Below are 25,488 nucleotides of genomic sequence, written 5' to 3'. Positions count from 1 at the left end.
CCTGCAACTGCAGGCTCATCGGAATATAAATCTACCCCATTAAAAAAACGGATATCGCAGGCAACAAGAAGAAAAGAGGTATACCTATCAACCCTGTAAAGATAGGCGCCAGCCCCAGAACCACCCCTCCCCGCCATTCATCGAAGAAAGTTCTGACATCCATATAGGTGTCATTCATTTTGTAGATGGAGCGTGCATCGGACGGCGCGTCGCTGACCTGCCGCTCCTGCATCCCCCGGTACTGCTTGCCGTACTTCTCGGTCGCCTTCTCGAACTGCTTCATATCACCCTCGAACCCGGTGATATCCTTCTTGCTCGCCGTCAGGGTGCGGCGCATCAGCCACTCAACGAAGTACATGCAGGCTCCACTCGGCCGAGATCGTCCGGCGCGGTCTCCAAGGCGCGCCGGGCATGCTGCGCGGTGACACCTTCATACCGGCCCGGACGCCGTGCTTTCCCGACGTAGCTTGCGCGGCCAGTAGACAGGCCAGCACAGCAGCAGCGAACACCAGTGGGCCACGGCGTGAATCAGCATGAGCGGCGAGGCGATCACTACCAGCGCGATCATCCCCGGGCGACAGGGCGCGGCGGCCCACTTGTTCTCCACGAAGCTCCAGGGGGCCAGCAGCGAGCGCCACGGCCAGGGGAAACTGGGGATGCACCTGGGCTTGGGGAGGCTTTCCGGGCCCTCTTCCATATAGCGGCGGATGTACTCCCACAGCGCATAGAGTTCATGGTCGCTGCGCAGCGGCGCGCCGAGAAAGACCACATCGTGATACTCGGCACCGGTGCGCTGCTTGAAGAAGAACAGCATCAGAATCTCGCGCTTGCGCTGCTTGGTCACCACCCGGTCGTCGGGATCGACCGAGGCCACGACGTCGTCCCAGTCGTAGACCCGATTGCCACCGGCGAAGTTGGGCCGGTTGATGTATATCTTGCGGGTCTTGCGATTGAAGCGGACCACGATATGGCGCTGGACCAGACACTCCATACGAAATATCCAAAAGAGATAGATAAACGCTGCAAGCATTAACAACCATCCGAAGAGCAATACAAGAAAAGCCATGTAATCAGATGCTTCTATAGCTCGGCCAGTATGAAAAGTATGACCGCTCATTAAATCCCCCCCCATAGGGATCAAGAAGCTAAAGGGGAATCCTAAAACACCAAGCAACAAAGGAGACAGCCCTAATACAATCCCTCCCCGCCATTCATCGAAGAAGGTTCTGACATCCATATAGGTGTCGTTCATTCGGTAGATGGAGCGTGCATCGGATGGCGCGTCGCTGACCTGCCGCTCCTGCATGCCCCGGTACTGCTTGCCGTACTTCTCGGTCGCCTTCTCGAACTGCTTCATATCACCCTCGAACCCGGTGATATCCTTCTTGCTCGCCGTCAGGGTGCGGCGCATCAGCCATTCGATAAAATACATCAGGTCACGTCCTGTAAAGCCTGGTGGAAGGCGCCGACCTCTTCGGCGTAGTCGGGGTAATAATCCGGGGCATTTTCGGTGGTAAAGACACAGCGCTTGCACCACGCTTCCAGTGCGTCGTCACCGAAAAACCAGAGCCCGACCGTCAGAATGATGCCAGCCCAGGAGACCACGGCAAAACCGGCCATCAGTACGCCACGGATGGCCGCCGCCGCCAGGGTGCGGGCCAGTGGCGCCAGCAAACCGGCCAACTGGCGCGCCAGCGCGGTTTTGCCCTGCTGCGCAACACGGGATAAAAAGGTCGCCGAGGATGCTAAGGTCACCGCTGTCCCCAGTATGGCGATACCCACATTAGCTATGAATCTAACGCCATAGAAAGCTACAAGTAGATAGTTATCATTTTTATATTGATTCTCAGCTTCTATATAATCATCAATCGCCCCGAACAACGCCCCCACCGACGCCAGCATCCCGCCCCAGAACGAGAAACCGCCCAACTGGAACCGAGCCACCTTGCCCACATCCGTTGCGTGGTATTTCCCCATCACCATGACCATATTGATGCCGGAGGCGGCGGTGTCCGCTATGGCGGCGGCCAGGAAAGCCAAGGAGCCAGCGACCTGGGCATAGTCGCGGGAATCCTTGTCCTGTTTGGAGAGCGTTTGATAGAGCGCATAGCTCTCGATGATCGCCACCGCCACGCCCAGGCGAAACTGCATGAACTGGCTGCCATTGCCTTCCAGCGCCGTTTGAATATCCCGTGACAGGAAGCGCTTGGCCTTGGCGAGTTCCCGTGCCGAGCCCTTGCTGAACCAGCGGCGATTGACGCCGATCCTGGCGGCGCGCCGAGCAAGCTGGGCGCGCATCAACCCCAGAGACACGCGTAGCGTGGCCCGGTCCATGGTCTCGCTGCGCGCCTTCTCGAAGAACCCTTTCATGAACTGGGTATACCAGGCCATGGTCACGCCCAGCCGGTTCGACCGGAACCAGTCGGGTGTCTCGCCTTCCAGCGCCGCGTTGGCCGTGTTGAAGGCCACGATGAGCTGTTTGAACCCTTGCAGAATGTTCTGCGGCTCAGGCCCGATCCAACTGCCGTCGTCGGTGCCGGTGAGTTGTGCCTCCTTGGCACGAAACGCCTCGATATCCTGTTGCCCCGCACGGCGGATGTCGTACTGATTGAGGCAGTAGACCGCCCAGGCCAGATTCGAACGGTCGTGCATGTTCATATCCCGCCACCACTGGTCCAGCAGCGCGGCGCCGGCTTCGGTGCCTTCCATCCCCATCGTGGCCTGCACGACCTGAATGCTGTAGGCCCAGCCCCAGATCGGGCCCCGCGAATCGTAGAAATCCAGCGCATCCAGAAAGGCGCTGCCTTGCAGCCAGGCCAGGTGGTCGGCCGCGCGCGGGGCCATCAACGCCTCTCGGCGCCGGGACTGCTCGGCCATGCGCTCGTCGAAAGCCTGCCGTGCGTTCTGATCCAGCAGCGGCGCATACTGGCCATCGTATTCCCGGCGAAATTCCGCCCCGCGTTCTGCCGTGATCCGCCGTGAGCTGTCTTCGAGGATCTCCGCTTGGCGCTGTTCGTACTCCTCGGCCAGTTCGTAGTCGCGGGCCATCGGCTGGCTGTTACCCCCCATCTCCGCTACGCCCACCGCTTGCACATGGGGCATGTAGCGCAATCCGGCACGCGATCTGAAACTCGCCACATCCCGCTGCGCAAGGGCATTGACCCGCCCCTTGACGTAGTTCTCGCGGAGATCGCGTATCAACTCCGAGGTGTAGAAACGCTGCTCGTTGGTGAGGCCGTTCTCGTCCTCTTTTTCCATCCAGTCGCGCAGCGGCTCCAGGGCATCGTTGCGGTGGTTGTTCAATTCCTGGGTAATGCCGATGGCATCGCTCAGGACGACCGCGAACCCCTTGCCGTCGGACAGGTCGTACTGCAGGGTCTCGAATCGCGCCGCGTAATCGTGAAGATCGGCGGGCGTGGCCGATTCATCGAACGGGTCCGTCAATACGGGAAAGAGCTGCTTTTGCAACAGGCGGGCGACACTCTCGTCACGATAGCCGATGAACTCCGCCACCTGGTGCGTCAGTTGCGTCGGCGCGAGGACATCCTGGCCACCGCAGCTATGGGCCAGTTCGGCGATGGCGAAGCGTTGCAGGGTGTCCCGCCGATGGGGCTGCGTGCGAATCAGTTCCAGTTGCCGAACGCTCAAGGGATCCGGCAGGAAGAGCATGTACGCCTCGGCGACATCCTCCGCCTCACGGATGGTGAAGTGCGGCATGCCACCGCCGGTGTGGGTCGGCCGATTCGGGTCGATGCCGGCCAGCAGGGCATCGGCGGAAACATGGTAGCAATGCTCCCAGCGATAGGTTCCCAGCCGCTTGACCAGCACGTACAGGTACCCTTCGCGCAGGAAGCGAGCGCCATACCGGGCCTGCGCCAGGGTGACGCCGGCCACCGGCGGTCCCTGGTATTCGGGGACGCGTTCCAGCGCGGCCCGATCCGCTTCCTCGGCATACAGGGCACTGTATCGCAGGGGCAGAATGGTGACCGACGTCTTGCAGTCGACCGTCGCGCCGTCGTCCTCGGTCTGCGGCATGGCCGACAGGCGATCGCCGATGGTGCGTCCGATACTCAATGGGTCGAGCGTGCTATTCATGATCCGTCTCGTTGTTGCCAGTAACGCCCGTGGCCTGAAGCGTTTCCGCCAGGGGGCGGGCCAGCGATCGCGACTGGTCCACGGCGCGCAAGAAGTCGGGGCGACGCGTCACCGCCATGCCGTGAGCCACGCAGTAGGCGGTGTAAACGCTCAAGTCCTGAAGGCTTTCGAGCCCGGCTTGGCGGGCCTGGTGAATCGCCTGGTCGACGATGGCCAGGCGAATGCCCGGGCAATCGACCTGGAACAATGACGGCGAGGACCGTTCCAGCTCGCCGAGTATCCGGTGCACCGTGGGGTCGCCCCCCAATGCCTGCAAGAGATCCGGTGTAAGGAGAATCCTGGCATCGGCACCGGCATCGGGACTGTCACTCGTGGGCGACCAGGTGCCCGCATAGTCCAGCCAGCCATCCAGCCCTGGCAGCCACCAGTGGCTCAGGCTGCCGAACAAGCCGTGATACCAGGGCTTGTCGGTAAAACGATGCACGACGGGCAAGACGTGCGGCGCGTAATAACGCAACAATTGTTCTTCGCCGGCGGCATCCTCGACCACGCAGAACGCGCCCAGTTTCTCGGCCTCGTCAGCCGCCGGCTGATGCGTCATCAACAGCCCGTGAAATCCGCCTTCGGCCAGGGGGTACAGATCGTCAAGCAGGGTCTCGATATCGGCGACGAACAGCCAGGGGCCCAAGGGCCTCAACGCACTGAAGGCCGCCTGCTGGAACCAGGGGTGACCCTGGAAGGCCTGCCACAACGCCGTGCGCGCGTCCTCGGACAACAAGCCCATTTCCACCACCGCGCATACGGTGGTCGATGCCCGAACGGCCTCGTCCAACGCCGCCAGGCGGTCTTCGATGTGCGCTTTCAGGGTCGGTGTGTCCACGATCACCCCTGCACCTTGACCAGCGCCCGTTGTTCACGTAGCGCCTTCATCCAGCAACTGATGCAGATCGGTTCCTCGGCGTCGGGCAACGCCGGGCGGCCAACGTGCATCTCCGTCGGCCCGCCGAACTCCTTGCTGCTGCCCTGGATGGAGACCCGCCCCGGGGCGTGAACCTCGATGTCGCCGCCCTTGATGCGCACGTAGGCGCCGCCGCTGACCAGCAGGATCTCCTCGGCGGCGGCCAGATCGATGGTGTCCTCGGTGGAGGTGACGTCGAGGTCCCGCCGGGCGGTGGCTTCCAGGTTGTCCGACTGGGCCTGGATCTGCACCTTGCCCCGCGCCGCGAACAGCTTCATGCCGGCCTTCTGCACGAACAGCGAGAGCCGGTCGCGTATCGCGCCGACCAGGTTGCGACCGGCGGCGAGGTTGATGTCCTCGCCACTGTCCAGACCGAGGGTGTGCCCCTGGGCGAGATGCAGCGACTCGGGGGTGGTGGTGGCGATACCGGCCGGGGAAGCGAGGTGCAGCCAGGGGGACTTCAGGCCGGCGCTCTCGCCCCGGCCGCCGCTGTCGGTGGCGCCACGAGCACTGTCTTGCTTGGTCTCCGCGAGCCGTTCGCTGTTGCCGTAGGGCGCCTGGGTGTCGTCGCGAGCGCGCGCGAGGGAGGCGTTGCCGGCCAGGGCCTCGGCGTGATGCGCCACGGCGCTTTGGCTGAGCGCGTCGGCCATCTCGTAGGCATTGCCCAGTTGCTGGAAGGCCGGGGTGAGGTCGAGCTGGTCGCCGTTGGCGCCGAGCTGGCCCCAACTGGTGAGGTAGAGCCCGCGGTTGGCGCGGATGGCGCCATAGGCGTCGCTGCGCAGCTCGAAGCCGCTGCCGCGGAAGGCGCCGCGGGTGTTGCCGCTCTGGTGGATCAGGTAGCCGAGGTTGAGCTGGCTCTTGTCGGCCTCGGAGCCCAGCCGCACGCGCTCCTGGTCGGTGGCGTCGTCGAACAGCAGCTCATTGTACTTGCTGCCGCGATAGGTCTTGCTCTTGAACCCGGAGAACAGCCCGTGGCTGTGCCACTCGGGGCGCTGCTCGCCGTTGTAGACCCGGCCGGTGATCAGCGGCCGGTCGGGGTCGCCCTCGAGGAAGTCGACCAGCACTTCCTGGCCGATGCGCGGCACGAACACCCCGCCCCAGCCGGCGCCGGCGTTGGGCTGGGCGACCCGCAGCCAGACCCCGGCGCGCTCGTCGTGGCGGCCCTGGCGGTCCCAGTGGAACTGCACCCGTACCCGGTCGAGAGGATCGGTGTGGATCTCCTCGCCCTCGGGGCCGACCACGGTGGCGGTCTGTGGGCCGCCGACCACCGGCCGGGGGTGGCTCAGCGGGTGGCGGTAGGGCTGGCTGCGGCGCTGGGCCTCGAGGTCGACGAGGAAGTGGCCGGTGCCGATGCGCGCGTAGTCGCTGTCGCGGGCGTCGTCGCGGGCCTGGGGGTCGAGGTCGTCGAGGCCGTGGGCGCGCTTGGCGGCGTCGAGCCGGGGCTGTAGGCTGCCGGGCAGGGTCTTGAGGTGCGCCGAGACCGGCAGCACGTTCTCGGCATGCACCGTGACGCCGAGTAGCAGGAAGGTCCGCTCGGCCTCGCCGCCGGTGTCGTGCAGCGGGTGCTGGGTGAGCTCGAACCAGCGCCCGGCCTGCAGCTGACGGGCGCCGCCGGCACCGTGGAAGCGCTTGGCCAGCGACTCGTGGGCCTCGAGGCGGTTGGCGGTGAGCCGCTCGCCGCGGGTGTGGCCGTGGTAGTAGTACTCGCCGGCGTAGTCGTAGAGCTCGCGTTCGGGCAGGTTGCCCTGGTCGTCGAGGGTGTCCAGCCCGGTGCGCAGGGTCAGCGCGGGCTGCTTGTAGTCGAAGCTGGCGACGCTGACCCGGGTGGGCTGCTGGACCCGCGCCCCGCCCCAGTGGGTCAGGGCGTCCTCGGCCTCGGTGGCATCCTGGCGGTGGAAGCGGATGGCGCGGGGCTCGACCGGCGCCGTGGTGTCGGTATCGTCGGTGAACACCACGCAGTGATCGTCCTCGCCGTGCTCGACGTAGTACCACAGGCCCTCTTCCTCGCAGAGCCGGCTGACGAAGGCCAGATCGCTCTCGCGATACTGCACGCAGTAGCTTCTGGCCGGGTAGTCGCGGCGCAGGTCGAAGCGGTAGCGGCCCTTGGCCGGGGCGAAGGCGTCGAAGACCTCGGTGAGCACCTCGACCACCGAGCGGTTCTGGAAGATCCGGCTGTCGCGGCCCAGGCCGAGCATCCGGATCCACGGCACCAGGGTGAGCTGGTAGTAGCTGACACCGCCGTCCTCGCCGAGCAGCGCCGCCTCGCTGACCAGGCCGTGGAGGGCGCGATAGTCGCCGTCGGCCTGACGGATCGACAGCGTCGCCGGCTGGGCCATCAGGGTCTTGAGTTCGATGTCGGCGTGCTGGGCGATGCAGTCGAGGGTGTAGGCGAACGGCTCGCTGACGCGCTCCTCGCCGACCAGCCGGTGGGGCAGCAGGGCCACGCCGGGGATGTCCAGGCGCAGCAGGCGCTGTGTCGGGGCCAGCTCGATGCCGAAGGTGTCGAGCAATGTATCGCGTAGCGTGTCGGTCATTCGCACCTCTCCTCCATCCTGTCGTCGGCGCTTGTTCCCGCGACGCGTCGATGGCTAAATTGACGCTCGTTGATGCGCCCGCCTCGGCGGGCCCCCTCTCACCCCAGCCAGGAAGCCCGGACCGATGAAAGGCATCGTTGTACTCGGCGACACCACCAGCCATGGCGGCAAGGTCATCACCGCGCAGAGCAATTACCTGGTCGACGGCAAGCCCGTGGCCTGCGTCGGCGACAAGGTCACCTGCCCCAGGGACAGCACCACGGTGATCGTCGAAGGCCATCCGACCCTGAAGGTCAACGGCAAGCCGGTGGCGCTGCACGGCCACAAGACCGCCTGCGGGGCGACCTTGATCTCCTCCCACAACGGCAACAGCGGTCACGAGTGAAACGCTTCGCCCCGCGCGGCTACGCGATCTCGGCCGCGTAGCTGCGCAGGGGCCACAAGCGCGTCCGCGTTTCCGCTTCCAGAGACAGCACCAGCGCGTGTTCGCGCGCCTCGAGCCCGGCAATCGCCAGCACCAGCGCCAGGGCCGTCAGCGCCTCGCCGGGCCAGCCGCAGACATCGTCAATCCCGATGCCGTCCTCGATCATGTCGAGCTCCGGCCAGCGCTCGGTCAGCGCACTGGCCACCTCGACCGCCCTTCCGGGCAGCCCGATGGTATCGATGACCAGGCGCGACGGCGCGGCGCCAGCGATATCCTGGCTCGTGTCACGGCCTTCGTCCTCATCGCCTTTCTCGCCTTTCGACCCGGCCGCCGGAGAACACGGCCAGGCCGCGTCCAATGACGCGAGCAGCGCCCGGCGCTTGTCGTGATCGCGACGACTGCCGCGAGGGGCATGCTCGCCGGCGTAGCCCCTGTCCAGACGCCAGCCGTCATCGAAGGCCCCGGGCTCGGGCAACAGCCGCTGTATCAACAGGGCCGAGACGGCCTCGCCCGGCCGCAACCCGGCCCCGTGCGAGGCGCGCACCAGCACGCCACGCTCGCCGAGCGCCGTCACGTCGGCCTCGTTGAGCAGCGAATCGGCACTGATCCACAGCACGTAGGGCATGCCGTCGCGTTCGGCGAGGGAGAGTGCCGCGTGCGGGTCGTCGCCGTGCCGGAGATGTCGTACCTCGCCCAGGCACGCGGCGTACTGGGTATCGGCGATCGCCCCGCGCAGATGCTCGACGACGATGCCGGCGGCCTCCGCCGAGCGAATCGGCGCACTCAGCACCACGTCGAACGCGGCGTCTTCGGGCAACGTCTCGAGCATCATCAACGCCTCGACCATGAGCGTCTGCACCAGCTCGTGAAGGCGCAGCGCCTTGGCCTCGACGCGTTTGAGACGCGGTTCCTCGACAGGCATCACATCGACGATCTCATGAACCGGCAACCGGAAACCGTCCGCGCCACGCAACGACCCGGACAGGTTCGGCGATCGCGCCTCGGGTACGCCGCCACCACCCACGAACCCCGACGCCGTCAGCGCCACGCCATCGATGAGCCGCAATCGGTCGGGGTCGTAATCGCCTCGCGCCGCACTCGGCGACTCGACGGGTTCGACGCTCGGCGGCCGGCGGGAAAGACGATCGAAAATCGACGCGCGTGACATGATCAGTCATCATCCCTGGGTTGCGTGCCCAAGGTGTCCCGGATGCTGTCGATGACACCGTGATCCTTGACCACGTCCTTGAGCCAGTCTTCCAGCGGCATACGGCCCCACTTGATGGCACGTTCGATGAGATAGGGCACTGGGCTATGCGGCTCGCGCTCCTTGAAATAACGCGCCACGCCGGTGAGCATCTCGAACGCCTCGTCACGACTGTTCGGCCTGGTGCGCAGTTCCCCCTCAGGCTGGGCGGCGGCGGGCATGTCGAACCGCGGCTCGACGCGTTCCGGCGCCTCGGTGACGGGCTCGGGCACGTCGGGCTCCACCGGCGCCGCAACATCGGCGCCCCGCTCGCGCAACCATCGCTCGGTCAGATCGCGGCACTGCCCCAGCACCTTCTCGAGCGCGGCAAAGCTCGGCGCCTCGCGACCGAAGCGACGGTCGGCGACCTCGTCGAGCTGCGCCAGGGCATCCAGCGACGCCACGATGGCGGCATGGCGTTCCTGGAGGAATTCCGTGCTGGTGAGCACCACCGAGCGCTGGAAGATCTCGTCGTTGATCTTGCCCTCGCGCAGGGCGCGGTCCATGGCATCGGGATCGTTGCGCGCCTGATTCTCGACCTGACGCGACTCGTCGTAGTCGGCCAGGCCGTGCTCGTCGCCGGCGACCAACGGCAGACTTCTCGTCACGTCGATCAGGGCGTTCACCAGCCAGTCCAGGCGCGCCGCGCGCTCGTCGAGATCCGCCTCGTCGAGCTCGGGATACAGCGTCGTCCAGTAGTCGTCGAGCAGCCGCGCGACGAACGTCAGGCCGAAGCCGATGCCCTCGAACCCCTCGCGATGCGCCAGGCCTTCACAGAGCCAGCCCGCGAGTTGCAGATCCTTGCTCTGCTCGACCAGCGCATCGCTGGTCAACTGAATCACCTTGCCCCAGTCGGATTGCTTGAGTTCCGCCTGCCACTCTCCCTGGGGGAGATAGGCCGGGTCGGCCCGGCGGGCCTCCTTGATCTCGTCGAACAGCACCGAGAAGGTCAAATCCTCCCCGGCTTCACCATGGCTACCGCCGTCGATGGGCGCGAGCAGCGCATCGATGGAGAGTTCGCCGAATGGTTCCATGTCTGCGACCTCGTGATGATTGCGGCCTCGGCGGAGGTCGGCGCACTCCGCTGGGCGACGATGTTGACGAACCCTGCGTTGACTCACGCAGAGAGAGTCGGTCTCGGGACCGCCCTCTCTGGGTCAGTCCACGCGACGCGCCCGGGGGCTCCACGGAGCCACGGGCGCGTCTCGAGGCGAGCAACGGGGGCGTTTCCGACAGGATGACGATGGCCCTGCCAAAGGACCATCGCCCCCGATTCACGCCAGATGGCTCACACCACTCAGGCGTAAACCTTGTTGCGGGTGCGATCCCAGCCGCCGGCGACGTTGCCGCCACCCTGACCATCGGAGCGCTTCTGCTGGGTGTAGGTGATCTTGATCCGCGCGAAGTTGAACTTCACGGTTTCGAACGGCAGGTCGTGACGGTCCTCGTGCTCGTCCTGCTCGAAGCCGGTGGAAGCGGACGTGCCTTCCATGTTGGTCGAGGAAACGATGACCTCTTCGAGCTTGACCTCCATGTAACGCACCTTGTCGCCGCCGGCACGGTTGACGTGCAATACGACTTCCTTGATGTGCTGGCCCTTGCAGCACGCCTCGAAGAGCTTGGCCGACGCCTTGTCGACGAATTTCTGGACGCGAAATTCGCTCAGATTGACGCGCTCCGCGGAGGCACCACCGGCAGAACTCGCCGTCGCCGAAGTCGCCTGGCTGGCACCGAAATCGAAGCTCTTGAGTTCGATCCAGTCGACGTGCTTGTCATCGAGACTTTCGCCGGGGATGCCGTCGATCTTGAGATATGCATCGAATGCCATGTTACTCGTACCTCCTGTTTACTCTCTGTAAAAAGCCTGACCCACGACACGAAACTCGACCGGAACCGATACGTGGGATGTGACGCAACGTCACTCATCGGTCACCATCCATGACGGCGACATGAAACCGAACGGTCATTTTAACCGAATGATTTTCCTGACCATTCAGCGTTTCATTTTTTGGGGAATATCATCGAAAACCATCTCGATTCATTCCGCAAGCCTGCAGCGTGAATTCAGACATACCTGACATTCACTATGGCAATTCTCCTACAAATGTTTGCGATGTATCGGGACACGCCTCCCGAGAAATAACGACCGAGGGTCGATGCCATGCTCGCCCACGCCATGACGGTGGCTTTGTTGCCTTGGCATCGCTCACTGCTGTTTCCTGACTTCGATCTCGACCCGGCGGTTGGGCGCCAGACACTCGATCAACGCCGCTCGGGGCTGATCGCGATCACAGGTCACCAGGGGCCGCTCGCTGCCGACGCCCCGGGCCTCGATCAAGCCGGCGGGCACCCCCTTGCCGACCAGATACTGGCGAATGGTCATGGCGCGTTGCAGCGACAGCTTGCGATTGTTCGCCTCGTTACCGATGGGGTCGGCATGCCCGGTGATCAGGATCTGTCCCAGGTCGCGGGTGTTGAGCAACCGCTCGGCGAGATCGTCCAGAGTCTCCTGGCCGGCCTTCTGGAGCCCGGCATAATCGCCGCGACCGAAGGCGAACAGGGTGTCCGATTCCAGCACGATGGTTTCGGTGCTGGTCAGGGTCTGTTCGAGCAGGCTGTCGATGTAGTTGCGGCTGCTCGAGATCAAGAAGGCGTTGGACGCGATCCGCGGCACGTCGGGCTCCGCGATCTGCTGACTGTAGAAATCGACCTGTCGACTCGCGTAGCGATAGTTCGCCTGCTGCTCGTCGATTCGGGTGCCGGTGCGGCGCTGGATGGCCGGATACCAGAACGCCGGCAGCCGATTGCGCAATTCCGCGGAATCGATCTGCTCGCGGGGCAGATCCGACAGCATCAGATAGGTATCGAGCGTCGCACGACCGAACTTGGCCAGCGACTCGGCACTGTTGTCCTTGGGGCGGGCATAGGGTGCCACGGTCTCGGGGCCGTCGACGGCGTGGAGCTCGTCGCTGCTGCGCCGATAGACCCCGATCGTGGTCAGCGCGAACAGCGAGCGTGTGAGATTGCGCGAGACCGGATCGAGCATCACCGGCTGAAGCTGCGAGAAATAAACGTCGCGGAGCGCCGGTTCGATCGTCTCGCCCTGATAGAGCCCCCAGCCCATCGGCCAGGGCGCGCCATCGCCTTGCCGGCGCCGATAGTAGCGCTCGCCCCATTCACGCAAGGTATCGAGGCTCGCCCACTGGGCGTATTGGGCGGTGTCTTCCCGATCCCGGGCCTGGGCCTCGACCAGCGCCTCGGACAACGTCGCGATCTCGCCGTGATTGCGTACTGCCGAGGTAATCCATAGCGCGCACAGCGCCACGCCCACGACGGCGGCGGCCAGGCTCCAGCGCAGCTTGCGTCGCCGCCCCCGGCTATCGCCGGCGTAGAGACCGGCCAGATGCTGATCGGCGACGATGACCCGGCGAAACAGGTTGGCGATGAAGAAGGGATGATCGGCGCGCGGCGCGGACAAGGCCGCGGGTTTTTCCAGGGCGAAGTGGCGGCCGACCCGCTGGGCATGCTCGCCTTCGATGACCTCCCCCTCCTGGAGCGCACTGACGAAATAGAAGCCTCGCAACAACGGTGCGCTCTGATAGGGGTTGGCGTTGGTCAGCGCCTCGACGAAATGCGTCAGGGTGCCACGCAGCGCTGCCAGTTCCAGGGGAAAACGAAACGCCGCGACATCGCGGCGGGTCTCGAGGATGTCGCGCTCGACGATCTCCTCGTCGCCGATTTCCAGCCAGTGGCGACACAGGGCATCCAGGGCGCTGTCGAACCGGCGCCCCCAATCGACGTCAGAGGGCTGCTGGTGGGCAAAGGTGTGCCCGAGCACGTCGCTCTGGCGCTCGGGGTCGAGGCTTTCGAAGAACGGCGTGAAGCCCTCGATCAGGTCGCACTTGGTGAACACCAGATAGATCGGCAGGCGTGCCTCGAGGTGGTCACGCGCTTCCTGGATACGTTCGCGCAAGCGGCGTGCCAGATTGCTGCGCTGACTGTCGCTGGCCTGAACGACATCGCTGATGTTGACCGCGACGATCAAGCCGTTGAGCGGGCAATGTCGGCGATACTGCTTCAGCAGCGAGAGGAAGCCCTTCCACTTTCCGGCCTCCTCCTCGCTGTTCATGTAGCGACCGGCGGTATCCAGCAGAATCGCATCCGAGCTGAAGAACCAGTCACAATGACGGGTGCCGCCCATGCCGGCGACCCGCGCGTTCTCGCGCTCGGCGAAGGGAAAATTGAGACCGGACTGATACACCATGGTGCTCTTGCCCGCCGCCGGTTGCCCCACGATCATGTACCACGGCAGGGCGTAGAGCGCGTCGCGCTTGCTCCTGCGGCGGCCCTGCCCATCGTCGCTGCTCTTCAACCGCTCGATCGTCTTCAGCAGACGCTCGCGCAAGAGGCCGATCTCCTCGCGATCCTGCGGGCTGGCCTCGAGCATGGCGGCATCGGCATCCTCGATCAGCAGATCCTCCAGGTTGCGTTTCTGCCCCACGCCGCGATAGAGCAGCAGCACGTAGAATGCCGAGGCCAGGAGAAACAGCACGATACCGGCCAGCAGGCTGGCCAGCGACGAAAAGCCCAGCGCCACGCCGATTCGCCAGACCAGGAAGATGCCCAGGAAGAAGAGACACCCCAGGATATAGGGCTGGTACTTGAAGAACAGATACTTCAGGTAGGCGAATCTCAAACGTTTCATCGATACGACCTGCTCGGAATTCAGTCAGTCAGTGGCGCGCCGTCGCGCGGAAAACGGGCCATGAAATCGGCCAGGCTCAAGCGAATGTCCGGCAGTGCCAGGGCGCCGGGATGCGCTTCGTCATCGGCGAACGGCGACAAGACATCGATACACAATCGTCGGTCGTCGGGATCGGACAGCACTTCGAAGAATTGCTCGGCACTCTGCCAGACCGGCATCACCAGCAGTCGCGGGCGCATGAAATCGTCGATCAACAGGCTCATGACCGGCGTTCCCCCGGGGCAGGCACTACCCAGCCACTGCTGCCAGAGATCCGCCACCGGCCGCTTCAGGCCCCGCTCCGCCGGCAGCGGCAGCATCACCGCCCGGTGACTGCCCGCGTTCCAGCGCGTCAGGGCATAGTGCAGACGGTGCAGGCAGGCCCCGCTGACGAATTCCGGCCAGCTCCATTCCAGCGACTTGACGACGTCCTCGAAGCTGTAGTCCTGCAGGAACCGTGCGTGGATGCGCTGGTAAAGCGCGAGATCCTGTTCGTTCAGGGCGCGCAGCTCGTCGAGGGCCGCCACCGGGTCGATCGGCGACGGGCCGTGCACCGAATCGGTGAGGATCCCCCGCACCTGTCCGGCGAATATCTCGCCGAGGGTGTTGATGCAGGACAACACCGCCGGGCGCCCAACCGCCTTGAACGTCTGGAAGATGAAGAACGGATAGCGTCGCCCCGAGGCATCCGCGGAACTGATCATCGCGGCCATCACGTCGCTGCCGTCGCGTGCGTGATAGTTGAAGAAACACACCGGCAGGGCGTCGAAGCGATGCTGCCAGTCCGCGTGATCGAGAAACCGCAACAGCGCGCTCTGCAACCACTGGTCCAGCTCCTGGATCACCGCGCCGGCGGCGTTCACGCCCACGAAGTCCGCCTGGCTGGGAATCTTGCCGAAACAACCGATCATGCCGACGCCCCGCTCGTCATCCGCCCATCTCGGGTATCCGTAGCGACTTGATGCGACGCAGATCGGACACCTTCACGCCACCGAAATTGCGCACGTCGAAGCTCACCGTGCCCATCCAGGTGCGCCAGCTGAAACGTTGCCGGGCGTTGTCGATCGGCGTGATGTGGGCGCTGTCGATCATGCGCAGGAAGCCCCAGCGGTTGGGATAGTCGAAGACCGTGTGACGCTGACCGTTGCGATTGACGATGTCCATCCGCGCGCCGAAGGCCTCATCGTCCCCCGGCCAGGTCATGCGCTCCCAGGCCTGGGTGTTGTTGCGGTAATGCAGGCGTTGTCCGTCGATGGTGAGGATGATGTCGGTCAGCCCGGCGGTCGGATTCATCTGGATCTCGAAGCCGTTCCGCAGATCCGACAGGCTGTCGATGACCCGGCCGAGCGCCGTGGCATCGTCGATGCTGGAGAGCATGCGCGGGTCGACCATCGGCGAACGCTGCCCACTGCCGGAGCCGGCCAGATCGCCGATCTCGTTGCGACGGAACGCCGAGAGCACGCCCTGGTCGGGATCGATGAAATGCTCCAGGTCACGGACGGATGCCTCGTTGACGGAATCGGTCACCGGATAACGCCCGGCGATCATCTGATCCCACGGCGTGGCGATCTTGTCGTCCCAGGCCGCATTGAGCTGACGGCGGGCGGGGCCGTTGAGCGCCGCCCAGGTGCTTTCCACCGGCACCCGGAACAGCGGTTCCAGCGCCTTGACCAGCGAGGTCCGCGAGGTGTCCACGCGCGAGGCGACGAAATTGCGCAAGGCGTTGACCTCGGTCGGCTGTCCGCCGAGCGTGGCCATGATCAGTGCCTTGCTGCTGCGACCGACGTCCTGGGCACTGCGCACGTTGTCCACGCGCACCTTCAACTGGCGCAGATCGAGCAGATACTGGTTGAGAATCGAGTCGTCGCTGCCGGTGGCATCGTCGGCCGCGAGCATGCGGCTCACCGGCCGGAAGTGGCGCATCAGCGCGCCGTCGTTGATGCGCGGCAGTGACGTCGGATCGACCACGGGGCCACTGCCGTCGTCACTCTCGAACACACTCATCACGCGCCCCCAGAAGCTGCGATCCTGCGCCTTGCCGTCGGCGCCGCCCTCGCGAGCGCTGGGGTCGTCCCAGTCGGTATTCGCCGCAACCGTCTCCAGCACCCGGCGCAGCGGCGAATCCTGCAGATCGCTGAGCTCGGCGAGGCGCTGGCTGGCCTGCTCGAGGGTATCGAACTCGGCGACGTGGGTATTGCCGAGGAAGCGCTCCCAGGCGACGACGTAGTCGCGCTTGTAGCGCGCCATCAACTGGCTGACGAAACGCGCCTTCGACTGCACGGCGTCATCGACGTCCTCGTCGTCCAGTACCCAGTCGGATTCGCGCTGCAGGTCGCCGGACACGGTCTCGATGATCGCCGGACGCAGATAGTCGTCCCAGACCTGGCGGGTGTAGAAGGCCGGCACCGCACGGCTGGAATACAGCAGCCGACCGCGCATCTCCGGCACCATCCGGGACAGCGTCAGGGGCTCGAAGCGTTTCTCCACCTCGAGCTGGTAGCGCAGGTATTCGCGGTCGACCAGCGTGCTGTCGATCAGGAAGGCGTTGAGACGCTCGCGACTGTCGGCGACCAGGGTCTCGTTACGCGTCAGCGCCGGCGCCGTGCCCTGCTTCAGGTAATGCACGTAGAGCGCGACATTGTCCATGATGCTCTCGCGGGACAGCGTCAGGCCGCGTCGCTCGACGCGCTCCGACCACAGGCGCGGCAGGGCCGAGGCGACGAAATCGCCCTGGTCGCGATGCGCGTCGGGGTCGGTGAGAATCAGATAGAGCTTGAGCGAGGAGTAGCTCTCGATCAGCCGCTCGACGTCGGCCTGACTGAGCCGGGTCAGCATCTCCTCTGAGAGCGAGGGCCCCTGTTCGCCGGAGAGCAACGCGGCCGAGGCATCGTCGCCATCGCCATTGCCGATCTCGCTGCCCAGCCGCCGGGTACGATCACGCAGCCCCTCCTCGAGCGCCGTTTCGGCATTGCTGCGCGCCGAGTACCAGGCATCGCGGGCACTGTCGGTGGTGCGCGAACGCAGCTCACTACGCGCGCGGCTGCCGAGCTCCGAGGCACTGGTCGGCACACTGCCCAGCGTCGGCCGCGATGTCGAGCGCTCTTGCAGGCGATCCAGCGCGCCGCGCCCGATCGATTCGCCCTGCCCGGCCACCGCCCGAGCGCCATTACCGTCCGCCGACGTCTCGCCGGCCGCGGCCTGGTCGCCATCGGCATCGACGTCGATCTCGCCCTGAGTCGCCCCATCCAGCGACCCGGCACGCGCAGCGAACGCATCCAGCGAGCGCAACTGACGCGCCAGCCGCTGCTGCAATGGCTCGAGCACGTCACGACGCATCAGTCGCGCCCAGGCTTGCTTGAGCGGCTCGTGCAAGGTGCTGCCCTGGTAGAGTCCCAGGCCGAGTTCGAGCGGCACGCCGGACTTGCGGTGCTCTTCGATCACCGCCAACTGGCGTTCCAGTTCGTCGAGCATGGCGAGCCGCGTCTCGGGCTCGAGCCCCGTGACATCGTTCTCGCCCGACGCGAGGCCATCGACATCGGCCTCGATACGCTGCAGCCATTGCGCGTTGTTGTATGCCGCCCCGCTCTGGGCGGCGATCGCGGCCAGGCCGAGTACCCCGGCGACGCCGATCATGAAACCCGGCAAGGCGCGGCGCTCGCCCCGCTGGGAGTAGTAACGCCCGAGGTTGCGGTCGGGAAAGATCACCTTGCGAAAGGTGTCGGTGATGAAGTAGCTGCGTTCGCCGACCGACGCCCTGGCGCGATCACCAGCCGACGACGCATCGAGGGCGAACTCGGCACAGGTCTGCTCGTCGAGCAGCGCCGGCAACGTCGGACCGTCCTGCAGGGCGCTGGTGAAGTAGAGCCCACGCAGGATGGGCGCCTGGTTGGCATTATGGTGCGAATCGAAACGCTCGAGAAAGTCGCTGAGCACCCCGAACAGCTCGGCGAAGTAATCGGGGAAGCGCAGCAGTTCGCTGTCGGCATCCTCGCCCTCCTCCAGCACGCGCCGATCGACCCGCTCGCGCAGCGCCGTCACCAGCCCCGGGAAGCGCCGCTGAAACGCCTGAGTCACGCCTTGCCGGCGCAACTCGTCGAGCGAGAAGGTCAGCCCCCAAGGGTGCTGGCGTTCGGTGGCGTCGAGCGTCTCGAAGGCCCGGGTGAAACCGGGCAGCAGGTCGGTCTTGCTGAAGAACAGGTAGACCGGCGGATGGACACCCAGGCAGCGACGATACTCCGCGACCCGCGACACCAGCCGCTCGGCCAGCGCGTGCGCTTCCTGGCGTGACTGCTCGAGCAGCTCGGGCAGGCTGACCAGCAGTACCAGGCCATTGATGGCGGGCTTGCGGCGCTGCTTGCGCAGGGTCTTGAGGAAGTCGGCGAACTCGCTGGCCGGACGATCCTCGACCAGATAGCGCCCGGCGGTGTCGATCATCACCGCCTCGCGACTGAAGTACCAGTCGCAGTGCTGGGTGCCGCTGACGGCGGACAGGTTGCCGCCACCGGCGATGGTTGCCGAGAGCGAGGAACGGGTCAGCAGCGAGGTCTTGCCCGAGGCCGCCATGCCGATGACCAGATACCAGGGCAACTCATACAGCGACGCCTTGCCGCCATCCACGGAGCGGGTCGCCCGCTGCATCGCCATGGCATGCCTGAGCCGCTCGCTGAGGATCTGGTAATCCCCGGGCTCCGACTCGGCGGCCTCGCGGTGCATCTCGAGCTCGACGAGGTTTTCGATGGTCCGCTCGGCACGGATGCGATGGTATTGACGCAACACCACCGCCAGCAGCCACACCGCGGTGACCAGCGCCATGGCGACGAAGATCGCTTCGCGCTCGTCGATCAACAGCGGCATCACGAGCACGCAGAGCGCGAGTCCGGCCAGCCACAGCACGATGGAAAGCGGCCAGAATCCTTTCAGCGAGCGCAGGAGTCGAAGAAAACGCATCGTGTCGCTCGCTCGTCAGGGAGTGGAGGTGAAGAGATCGCGGATCTGCTCGATCAGCGCGTCGGTTTCGCTGCCGAGCCACCAGTCGAGCCCGGCGTAGACCGCCAGGCAGAGACCGACGATCCCCGCCAGATAGACCCACAGCGGGATCTCGTAACGCAGCATCTGGCCGACCTGATCGGGCAATTTCCAGCTATCGCCCTGGGTCGAGGCGCGCTTGCGATAACGGGCGATGTCATGTCCCAGGGTATTGGCGATGTAGCGCAGTTGATCGCGGTTCTCCAGGCTGTACTTGCCCTCGAACCCCAGCGCCAGGCAGAGGTGATAGACCTCGAGGACATCGAGGTTGCCGCGGACGTCGCCACGCAGGCTGTCGAGCCGGTCGTAGAAGCCCTCGCCGGCCAGATGGACGCCGAAGTGCCGGTACTGGAGCGGATGCAGTTCGATGTGCTCGCGGATATTGCCGCTGCCGGCTTTCAAGACGCTCTCGTCGAGAAAGGCGCACAGCGCGTACTGCACGTCCTTGACGGCATCCGCGCTGTAGTTTTGCGCACGTGCCTTCTCCTCGAACTCCTCGAACCACCGATCGACGCGCTCCAGAAAGCGCTCGACGCTCTCCGCCTGCTGGCCACGGCGCACCATCAGCACCATGGCGATGAAATCCCGCGTCAGCGTCTTCAGCGAACGCGGCTCGACGGAGTCGGGCGCAGGGGCAAGGGCTTCGGTCATTTCATCACCGCCATCAATTCAATGCTGAGGTTCTTGAAACCGCTGGGGACGTAGAAGGCGATCGCCTGGGCCTCCATCATCCGCTCGTAGACGGCACCGTGCGGTTCGAGCGCGAAATAGTGGTTGTCCAGGCGCACCGGGATCGCGCTGGGCAGGCGCGAGGCATGGGTCAGCGTGCCACCGGGCATGGCGGTGTTGACCACCACCTCGATGTCCTCGGGCGACCCCACCTTGAAGGCGCGGGGCACCAGTTCGAGAATCCTCGACCCGGGCATGTCGGCATGCACGCTGATGTAGAAGTCGGCCTCCTTGAGACGCGCGTCGTTGAGACGCCCCACGTAGTAGGAGGGCCGGGTCTGCTCCAGCGGAATCGGGATGTACTGGTTGGGCACCACGATCTCGAGCAACTCGCGGACGATCGTCTCCAGCGCGAGCAGCGATGCCGCCGGGCGGCGGTGATCGTAGTCGGGAATGTCGGCGAGACGATGCGACATCGAGAACGTCATCAGGCTGGCGGCGAGCTCGGCGAGGAAGCGATACAGCGCTTCGGGGTGCAGCTGCGGATGGGCCAGCAGGTGCGCCAGTTGCGGATAGGCACGATTGATGGTGTAGAGCAGCCAGAACAGGGTGACGTCGCTGGAGCCGAACTCGGCCACCTGGTCGGCACGTTCGCGCCGCCGACCCGACAGCGCCTCGCTACGTGCCTGCAGCATGCCGATCAGTCGCTTGGCGATCTCGTGGGGCAGCGACACGGCGTCGAGGTGCAGCGCCGGTGGCATGAAGCGCTTCGACTCGAGACTGAACCCGCCCGCGGCGTTGCGTTGCAGGAGCGCGATCGGGCAATGGGTGAAGCCGTCCAGGCTGTCACCGTCCATCAGCAGCGTGACGTTGAGTTCGAGCGTGCCCAGCTCGTTCTCGATCGTGCCTTCGTAGAGGTCGGGCCGGGTCTCGAAACGCTGGATGAAGCGCCGACCGCCATGGCGCGTTGCGTCCGGATCGAGATAGCTCGGCGACCAGGGCTCCAGCGTGTGTAGCGCCGCATGGATCGTCACCTCGCCATTGCGCGACATGTCGCCGAGATCCCGGGCCGGCGGTAACGGATCGTGCTGGGGCGCATCGAACAGGGTGCCGTCGGGGAACACCAGCTTGAGGCGAGTCAGCCGCAGGGTGCCCTGCTCGAGCGCCCCCTCGTCGAAGGCGACCTGCTGCACCCCCCACTGGAAGGGATGCTGAGACTGGCGTGCCTCGCTCAGCTGGCGCTGATGGAACTCGTCCTGGTACTGGAAATGCTGGGGGAGGAGAAACATCCCCTCGGACCACATGATGCGATTGTGTCTACTCACGTCCCTGTCCCGCGTCTGTGAAGTGTCGATTGACGCCCCGCGACCGCTGGCAATCGCGAAGAAAGGAGAAGGCGTTTCGCGCCCGCCCTCATTCGCTCAACAGATTTTCGCCGCGCTCGACCTCGATGCGATCGCCGACGAGGCGTAGCCGCACCCCGTCGGAGGCGCCGAGCCAGCCCCCCTCTCGCAGCGCCTCGGCATCGAACAGCACGTGCCAGGCCCCGGAGACGGTGTTGCGGAAGAAAGCCGCGACACCGACGAACTGAGCGCGGGGGGCGAGTGCGGCCGTGTCGACCGCCCGTTCGCCCGGCAACACCGTCAGCTCGCGCCGCGACAGCAGGCTATCGCCCAGTGCCGCCTCGTCATCGCGCCAGAGCTGGCGCGGCGAGGCGGTGGCGAACGGCGGTCGTTCGGTGAGCTGGTAAATCCTGACCACCACCGAGAGCGGGTCGCCGTCGACATCCGGATTTACCGAGTCACCGGCCTCGACGGCGACCTGCACCCGCTCGGGATTGGCGAAGAGATCACCGGCCCAGGTGTCATCGAACCGACTACCGACGCGATCGGCGACACCACAGCCGGAGAGCATTAATGCTAAAAATATAAATCCCAGTTTTTGCGCAAGGCTCGCCATGATCGAAGTCTTCTGTTGATTCGCCCGACAGATCTCGACCCGGCGCGCATAAATCCGCCAGCGCCCGGCTATCGAATCGCAGTCTCTTGTTGCGGAGGCGGGAATACCCATGACCGATTTAAACGCTATAATCCCGCCGAGCTTAATCGCTCATCACGCCCACCATAAAAGTTCGGATTTATACATGAATTCGCGATCTCTTAAAACGTTTTCCCTTCTCGGGTGCCTGTTTCTGACCGCCTGCGCCAGTGGCCCCGAACCGCGTGTCGACTACGTCAAGGCCCGCGAACGATTCCAGGGGATACTGCCCTGCGCGACGTGCCGCGGGGTCGACACCGACCTGATCCTCCAGCGCGACCCCATCACCGGCAGCCCCGAAGACTTCTACCTCCACGAGGTGCGAATCGATGCCCCGGGCGGCCAGCGCGTCACCACCTCCTGGGGGAATTGGTCCAGATATCAGGAGGTTGAAAAGCCTCGTCGCTGGCGTTACGTCCTCCAACCCAAAAGCGGCAGCCCCCGCACCTACACCCTGCGGGACGAAGGAAAGCTGCAACCGCTGGACTCACGGGGCCGTCCGATGACCGACGACACGGGCGAACCGGCCACGCTCACCCCCCTGATTCCGGACCTGGCACCGCCCGACGAAACCCGGGAAGCCGAGCGGCCCGATTAAGCGACAAGTTGCCCGGAAGTTCAATTGGCGATTTTCTTAGACATTTTGTAAGAGATCTCCTACAAAACGCGTGATATATCTCTACAAGAAATACCGGCGCGACTCCGGTAAGCTCTCGTTGCGATTCCTTCCAGCCGTCGGGTGTCGCCCGGTTGTTTGGCATCGAGACGCTAAACCGCGTCGCGAGTCGCAGAGTCAGTGGGTATTCACAGGTTTCACCCGACTACGCTGAAGTCTTATCAGGGATCGATCATGACCCAGTCATTCGACGTCGACGGATTCATCAACGCGCGCAAACAGACCCGCGTGGTGTCGGACATCCTCAAGGTCCAGGCGGCGGATTATCTCGCGACGCTGGCCCCGCTGGTGCGCCCCCAGCCCCTGTTCGGGGAATACCTGCAGGGCGCGCCGCGCGGCAGCGGTCGCGAGACCCAGCACCACTTCAAGGAATTTCGCACGCTGTTCGATACGCATGCGAGCGCTCGTCCCTTCAACCTGCTCAACGAGCTCGAGGTGCCCCTGAACATCATCAACTCGACGCCGGAGCTGTTTCCGCTCGAGTACGATCACACGCTGCAGGACGGCAGTCGCGTGCGCGTTCTCAGTCCCGTGCGCTGGGTGGTGGGCTACGCCTCGTTCGATCTCGGCCGTTTTCGACAGGTGGTGCACGACCCCAATCGCAGCGGCTCCGAACTGCACCGCTTCGTGCTGCACTACCTGATGCTGTTCCACTGCTTCAGCCGAGCCGGCGGGCTTGGCCGCCTGCTCAAGGGACTGCGCTTTCCGTTGAGCTTTCAGCGGCTCGACGACTTCGGCGAGCTGCCCTTCTGCGTCATCAGCTCGCCGGTGGCCTCGACACTGCCGGACGACGGGGTCATTCGCCACAGCACCGAAATCTCGGGCAGCCGCAGCTTCGAGGAATTGATCCCCGAAGCGGCGATCGACGCCATGCAGGACGACCTGCGCGAACAACTGATCGGCGCGTTGAGGGGTTCGGACGCCCCCTGATCGCTCGCCTGCTCCCAGCAACGCCAACGGTCTCGACATCTCGAGGAAGGACGAATTCATGGCCAAGAACGAAAGTACGCAACACAAGCTCTCCCGGGTGCGGGCACCGCGCGTGCACCTCACCTACGACGTCGAAATCGGCGACAGCATCGAGAAGAAGGAACTGCCCTTCGTGGTCGGCGTCATGGGCGACTACTCCGGCAATCCGCTGGAACCGCTGCCGCGGCTGAAGGATCGCAAGTTCGTTCACGTCGACCGCGACAACTTCGACAGCGTGATGAAGGGCATCCGGCCGCGCCTGAGCTACCGGGTCGACAACACCCTGGCCAACGACGGTTCGCAGCTGCCGGTGGAGCTCAACTTCAAGCGCATGGAGGACTTCGAGCCGCAGGAGGTGGTGCGTCAGGTGGAGCCCCTGCGCAAGCTGCTCGAGGTCCGCAACAAGCTCGCCGATCTGCGCAACAAGATGGGCGGCAACGACAAGCTCGAGGAACTGCTCATGGACGTGCTGCAGAACACCGAGAAGCTCAAGACGCTGGGCGAAGAGCTTGGCCGCGAGGCCGCCGCCAAACCTCAGGACGAGACGCAATAACAGGAGTCTTCCATGGCCGAGAACCAGACCGACAACCAGCCGCAGAGCGAAACCCAGGAGGTCTTCGCGCCGGAGACTTCGCTGCTCGACAGCATCATCTCCGAGAGCCGCGTGGCGCGTTCGGAGACCGAGCGCACGCGCACCCGCGACCTGATCGACGAACTGGTCAATCAGGTCCTCGATGGGGAGGTGACGCCGAGCAAGGACCTGATCGCCGTGCTCGATTCTCGCATCGCCGAGATCGACTCGCTGCTCTCGGATCAGCTCAACGAGATCATGCACGCCAGCGAGTTCCAGCAGTTGGAGGCCTCCTGGCGTGGGCTCAAGTACCTGACCGACCAGACCGAGACCGGCACCAACCTCAAGATCCACATGCTCAACGCGTCCAAGAAGGACCTGGTCAAGGATCTCAAGTCGGCCTCGGAATTCGACCAGAGCGCGCTGTTCAAGAAGGTCTACGAAGAGGAATACGGCACCTTCGGCGGCGCCCCCTACGGCATGCTGATCGGCGACTACGAGTTCGGTCGTCATCCGCAGGACATGTACCTGCTCGAGCAGGTGTCCCACGTCGCCGCCGCGGCCCATGCCCCGTTCATCTCCTCGGCCTCGCCGGAACTGTTCGGCTGGGACGCCTTCACCGACATGACCGGCCCGCGCGACCTGTCGAAGATCTTCGACACCGTCGAGTACGCCAAGTGGAAATCCTTCCGCAACTCGGAAGACGCCCGCTACGTCGGCCTCACCCTGCCCCATGTGCTCGGCCGCCTGCCCTACGGCGAGGAGACCACGCCGGTCGAGGAGTTCAACTTCACCGAAAGCGTCGACGGCCGCGACCACCACAAGTATCTGTGGATGAACGCCGCCTACGCCATGGGCGCACGGGTCACCGACGCCTTCGCCAAGTACGGCTGGTGCGTGGCGATCCGCGGTGTCGAGGGTGGCGGCCTGGTGGAGGACCTGCCGACCCACACCTTCAAGACCGACGACGGCGAGGTGGCGCTCAAGTGCCCCACCGAGATCTCGATCACCGATCGCCGCGAGAAGGAACTCTCCGATCTCGGTTTCATTCCGCTGGTGCACTGCAAGGGCACCGACTACGCCGCCTTCTTCGGCACCCAGTCGGCGCAGCTGCCCAAGCAGTACAACACCGACGTCGCCAACGCCAACGCACGCCTGTCGTCGCAGTTGCAGTACATCTTCGCCACCTCGCGCATCGCCCACTTCATGAAGGCGATCATGCGCGACAAGGTGGGCAGCTTCGCCTCCCGCCAGAACGTCGAGGACTACCTCAACGAGTGGCTGTCGCAGTACGTGCTGCTGGACGACAACGCCGGCCAGGAAGCCAAGGCCAAGTACCCGCTGCGCGAGGCCCGGGTCGAGGTCGCCGAGGTGCCGGGCAAGCCGGGCTCCTACAAGGCGGTCACCTTCCTGCGTCCGCACTACCAGCTCGACGAGCTGACCGCCTCGCTGCGTCTGGTGTCGGAACTGCCGCAGTCGACTCGCGGCTCGTGACCCGACCGTCGACGGCACGGGTACCGGCTGACGGCCGGTACCCGCC

General features: G+C 64.9%; 19 protein-coding genes. 5 read left to right on the top strand and 14 right to left on the bottom strand.

Annotation, left to right across the window (positions count from 1 at the left end):
* Positions 1-31: 31 nt before the first annotated feature.
* From KGR00_RS08460 to tssI, 5 genes are all read right to left on the bottom strand, one after another.
* On the bottom strand, positions 32-358 hold the full coding sequence (locus KGR00_RS08460) for a hypothetical protein (protein WP_224424397.1): 327 nt from the start codon (positions 356-358) through the stop codon (positions 32-34).
* A 72-nt stretch (positions 359-430) separates the two neighbouring features.
* Positions 431-1,432 (bottom strand): DUF6708 domain-containing protein, encoded by a 1,002-nt coding sequence (locus tag KGR00_RS08455; RefSeq protein WP_224424396.1) that lies wholly within the window; start codon positions 1,430-1,432, stop codon positions 431-433.
* Entirely contained in the window at positions 1,432-4,095 is a 2,664-nt protein-coding gene (locus tag KGR00_RS08450) for a T6SS effector BTH_I2691 family protein (RefSeq protein ID WP_224417147.1), read from the bottom strand. Before KGR00_RS08450 ends, KGR00_RS08455 begins: the two co-directional genes overlap by 1 nt.
* Positions 4,088-4,975: a DUF4123 domain-containing protein gene (locus KGR00_RS08445; protein ID WP_224417148.1), complete on the bottom strand. Its 888-nt coding sequence runs from the start codon at positions 4,973-4,975 to the stop codon at positions 4,088-4,090. Before KGR00_RS08445 ends, KGR00_RS08450 begins: the two co-directional genes overlap by 8 nt.
* A gap of 2 nt (positions 4,976-4,977) precedes the next feature.
* Positions 4,978-7,587, bottom strand: a complete 2,610-nt coding sequence (gene tssI, locus KGR00_RS08440; protein WP_224424395.1) for a type VI secretion system Vgr family protein — start codon at positions 7,585-7,587, stop codon at positions 4,978-4,980.
* Positions 7,588-7,711: 124 nt separating this feature from the next.
* Here tssI and KGR00_RS08435 point away from each other — a divergent pair, with 124 nt between their 5' ends.
* Positions 7,712-7,972 carry a PAAR domain-containing protein gene (locus tag KGR00_RS08435; RefSeq protein ID WP_224417151.1) on the top strand — a complete coding sequence of 87 codons (261 nt, stop codon included), beginning with the start codon at positions 7,712-7,714 and terminating at the stop codon, positions 7,970-7,972.
* A gap of 19 nt (positions 7,973-7,991) precedes the next feature.
* On the opposite strand, the gene KGR00_RS08430 is transcribed toward KGR00_RS08435, so the two are convergent.
* From KGR00_RS08430 to tssJ, 9 genes are all read right to left on the bottom strand, one after another.
* Positions 7,992-9,179, bottom strand: a complete 1,188-nt coding sequence (locus KGR00_RS08430) for a hypothetical protein (RefSeq protein ID WP_224417152.1) — start codon at positions 9,177-9,179, stop codon at positions 7,992-7,994.
* 2 nt (positions 9,180-9,181) lie between these two features.
* Positions 9,182-10,291, bottom strand: a complete 1,110-nt coding sequence (gene tssA / locus KGR00_RS08425; protein ID WP_224417153.1) for a type VI secretion system protein TssA — start codon at positions 10,289-10,291, stop codon at positions 9,182-9,184.
* Positions 10,292-10,554: 263 nt separating this feature from the next.
* Positions 10,555-11,085, bottom strand: coding sequence for a type VI secretion system tube protein Hcp (locus KGR00_RS08420; protein WP_224417154.1), 531 nt, complete (start codon positions 11,083-11,085; stop codon positions 10,555-10,557).
* Between the two features lie 378 nt (positions 11,086-11,463).
* On the bottom strand, positions 11,464-13,962 hold the full coding sequence (tssM, locus tag KGR00_RS08415) for a type VI secretion system membrane subunit TssM (RefSeq protein WP_224417155.1): 2,499 nt from the start codon (positions 13,960-13,962) through the stop codon (positions 11,464-11,466).
* 20 nt (positions 13,963-13,982) lie between these two features.
* On the bottom strand, positions 13,983-14,912 hold the full coding sequence (tagF, locus tag KGR00_RS08410) for a type VI secretion system-associated protein TagF (RefSeq protein WP_224417156.1): 930 nt from the start codon (positions 14,910-14,912) through the stop codon (positions 13,983-13,985).
* A gap of 16 nt (positions 14,913-14,928) precedes the next feature.
* On the bottom strand, positions 14,929-18,948 hold the full coding sequence (locus KGR00_RS08405; protein WP_224417157.1) for a type VI secretion protein IcmF/TssM N-terminal domain-containing protein: 4,020 nt from the start codon (positions 18,946-18,948) through the stop codon (positions 14,929-14,931).
* A 15-nt stretch (positions 18,949-18,963) separates the two neighbouring features.
* Positions 18,964-19,677, bottom strand: a complete 714-nt coding sequence (gene icmH, locus KGR00_RS08400) for a type IVB secretion system protein IcmH/DotU (protein WP_224417158.1) — start codon at positions 19,675-19,677, stop codon at positions 18,964-18,966.
* Positions 19,674-21,020, bottom strand: a complete 1,347-nt coding sequence (gene tssK / locus KGR00_RS08395; RefSeq protein WP_224417159.1) for a type VI secretion system baseplate subunit TssK — start codon at positions 21,018-21,020, stop codon at positions 19,674-19,676. The genes icmH and tssK overlap by 4 nt, the downstream gene beginning before the upstream one ends.
* Positions 21,021-21,108: 88 nt before the next feature.
* The gene (gene tssJ, locus KGR00_RS08390; protein WP_224417160.1) at positions 21,109-21,654 is read right to left on the bottom strand and encodes a type VI secretion system lipoprotein TssJ; all 546 of its coding nucleotides are present in this window, start codon (positions 21,652-21,654) and stop codon (positions 21,109-21,111) included.
* 109 nt (positions 21,655-21,763) lie between these two features.
* On the opposite strand from tssJ, the gene KGR00_RS08385 reads away from it, so the two are divergent.
* The 4 genes from KGR00_RS08385 to tssC all read left to right on the top strand — a co-directional run bounded on the left by KGR00_RS08385 (position 21,764) and on the right by tssC (position 25,442).
* On the top strand, positions 21,764-22,330 hold the full coding sequence (locus KGR00_RS08385) for a copper resistance protein NlpE N-terminal domain-containing protein (RefSeq protein WP_224417161.1): 567 nt from the start codon (positions 21,764-21,766) through the stop codon (positions 22,328-22,330).
* Between the two features lie 252 nt (positions 22,331-22,582).
* The gene (locus KGR00_RS08380; protein ID WP_224417162.1) at positions 22,583-23,338 is read left to right on the top strand and encodes a hypothetical protein; all 756 of its coding nucleotides are present in this window, start codon (positions 22,583-22,585) and stop codon (positions 23,336-23,338) included.
* A 58-nt stretch (positions 23,339-23,396) separates the two neighbouring features.
* Complete coding sequence (gene tssB / locus KGR00_RS08375; RefSeq protein WP_224417163.1) at positions 23,397-23,930, top strand: type VI secretion system contractile sheath small subunit; 534 nt, start codon at positions 23,397-23,399, stop codon at positions 23,928-23,930.
* 12 nt (positions 23,931-23,942) lie between these two features.
* Entirely contained in the window at positions 23,943-25,442 is a 1,500-nt protein-coding gene (gene tssC, locus KGR00_RS08370; RefSeq protein ID WP_224417164.1) for a type VI secretion system contractile sheath large subunit, read from the top strand.
* The last annotated feature ends 46 nt before the right edge of the window (positions 25,443-25,488 follow it).

This window comes from Modicisalibacter sp. MOD 31.J (assembly GCF_020147985.1).
In the GTDB taxonomy this organism is placed as follows: Bacteria; Pseudomonadota; Gammaproteobacteria; order Pseudomonadales; family Halomonadaceae; genus Modicisalibacter; species Modicisalibacter coralii.
This window is presented reverse-complemented; position numbering and strand designations above follow the sequence as displayed.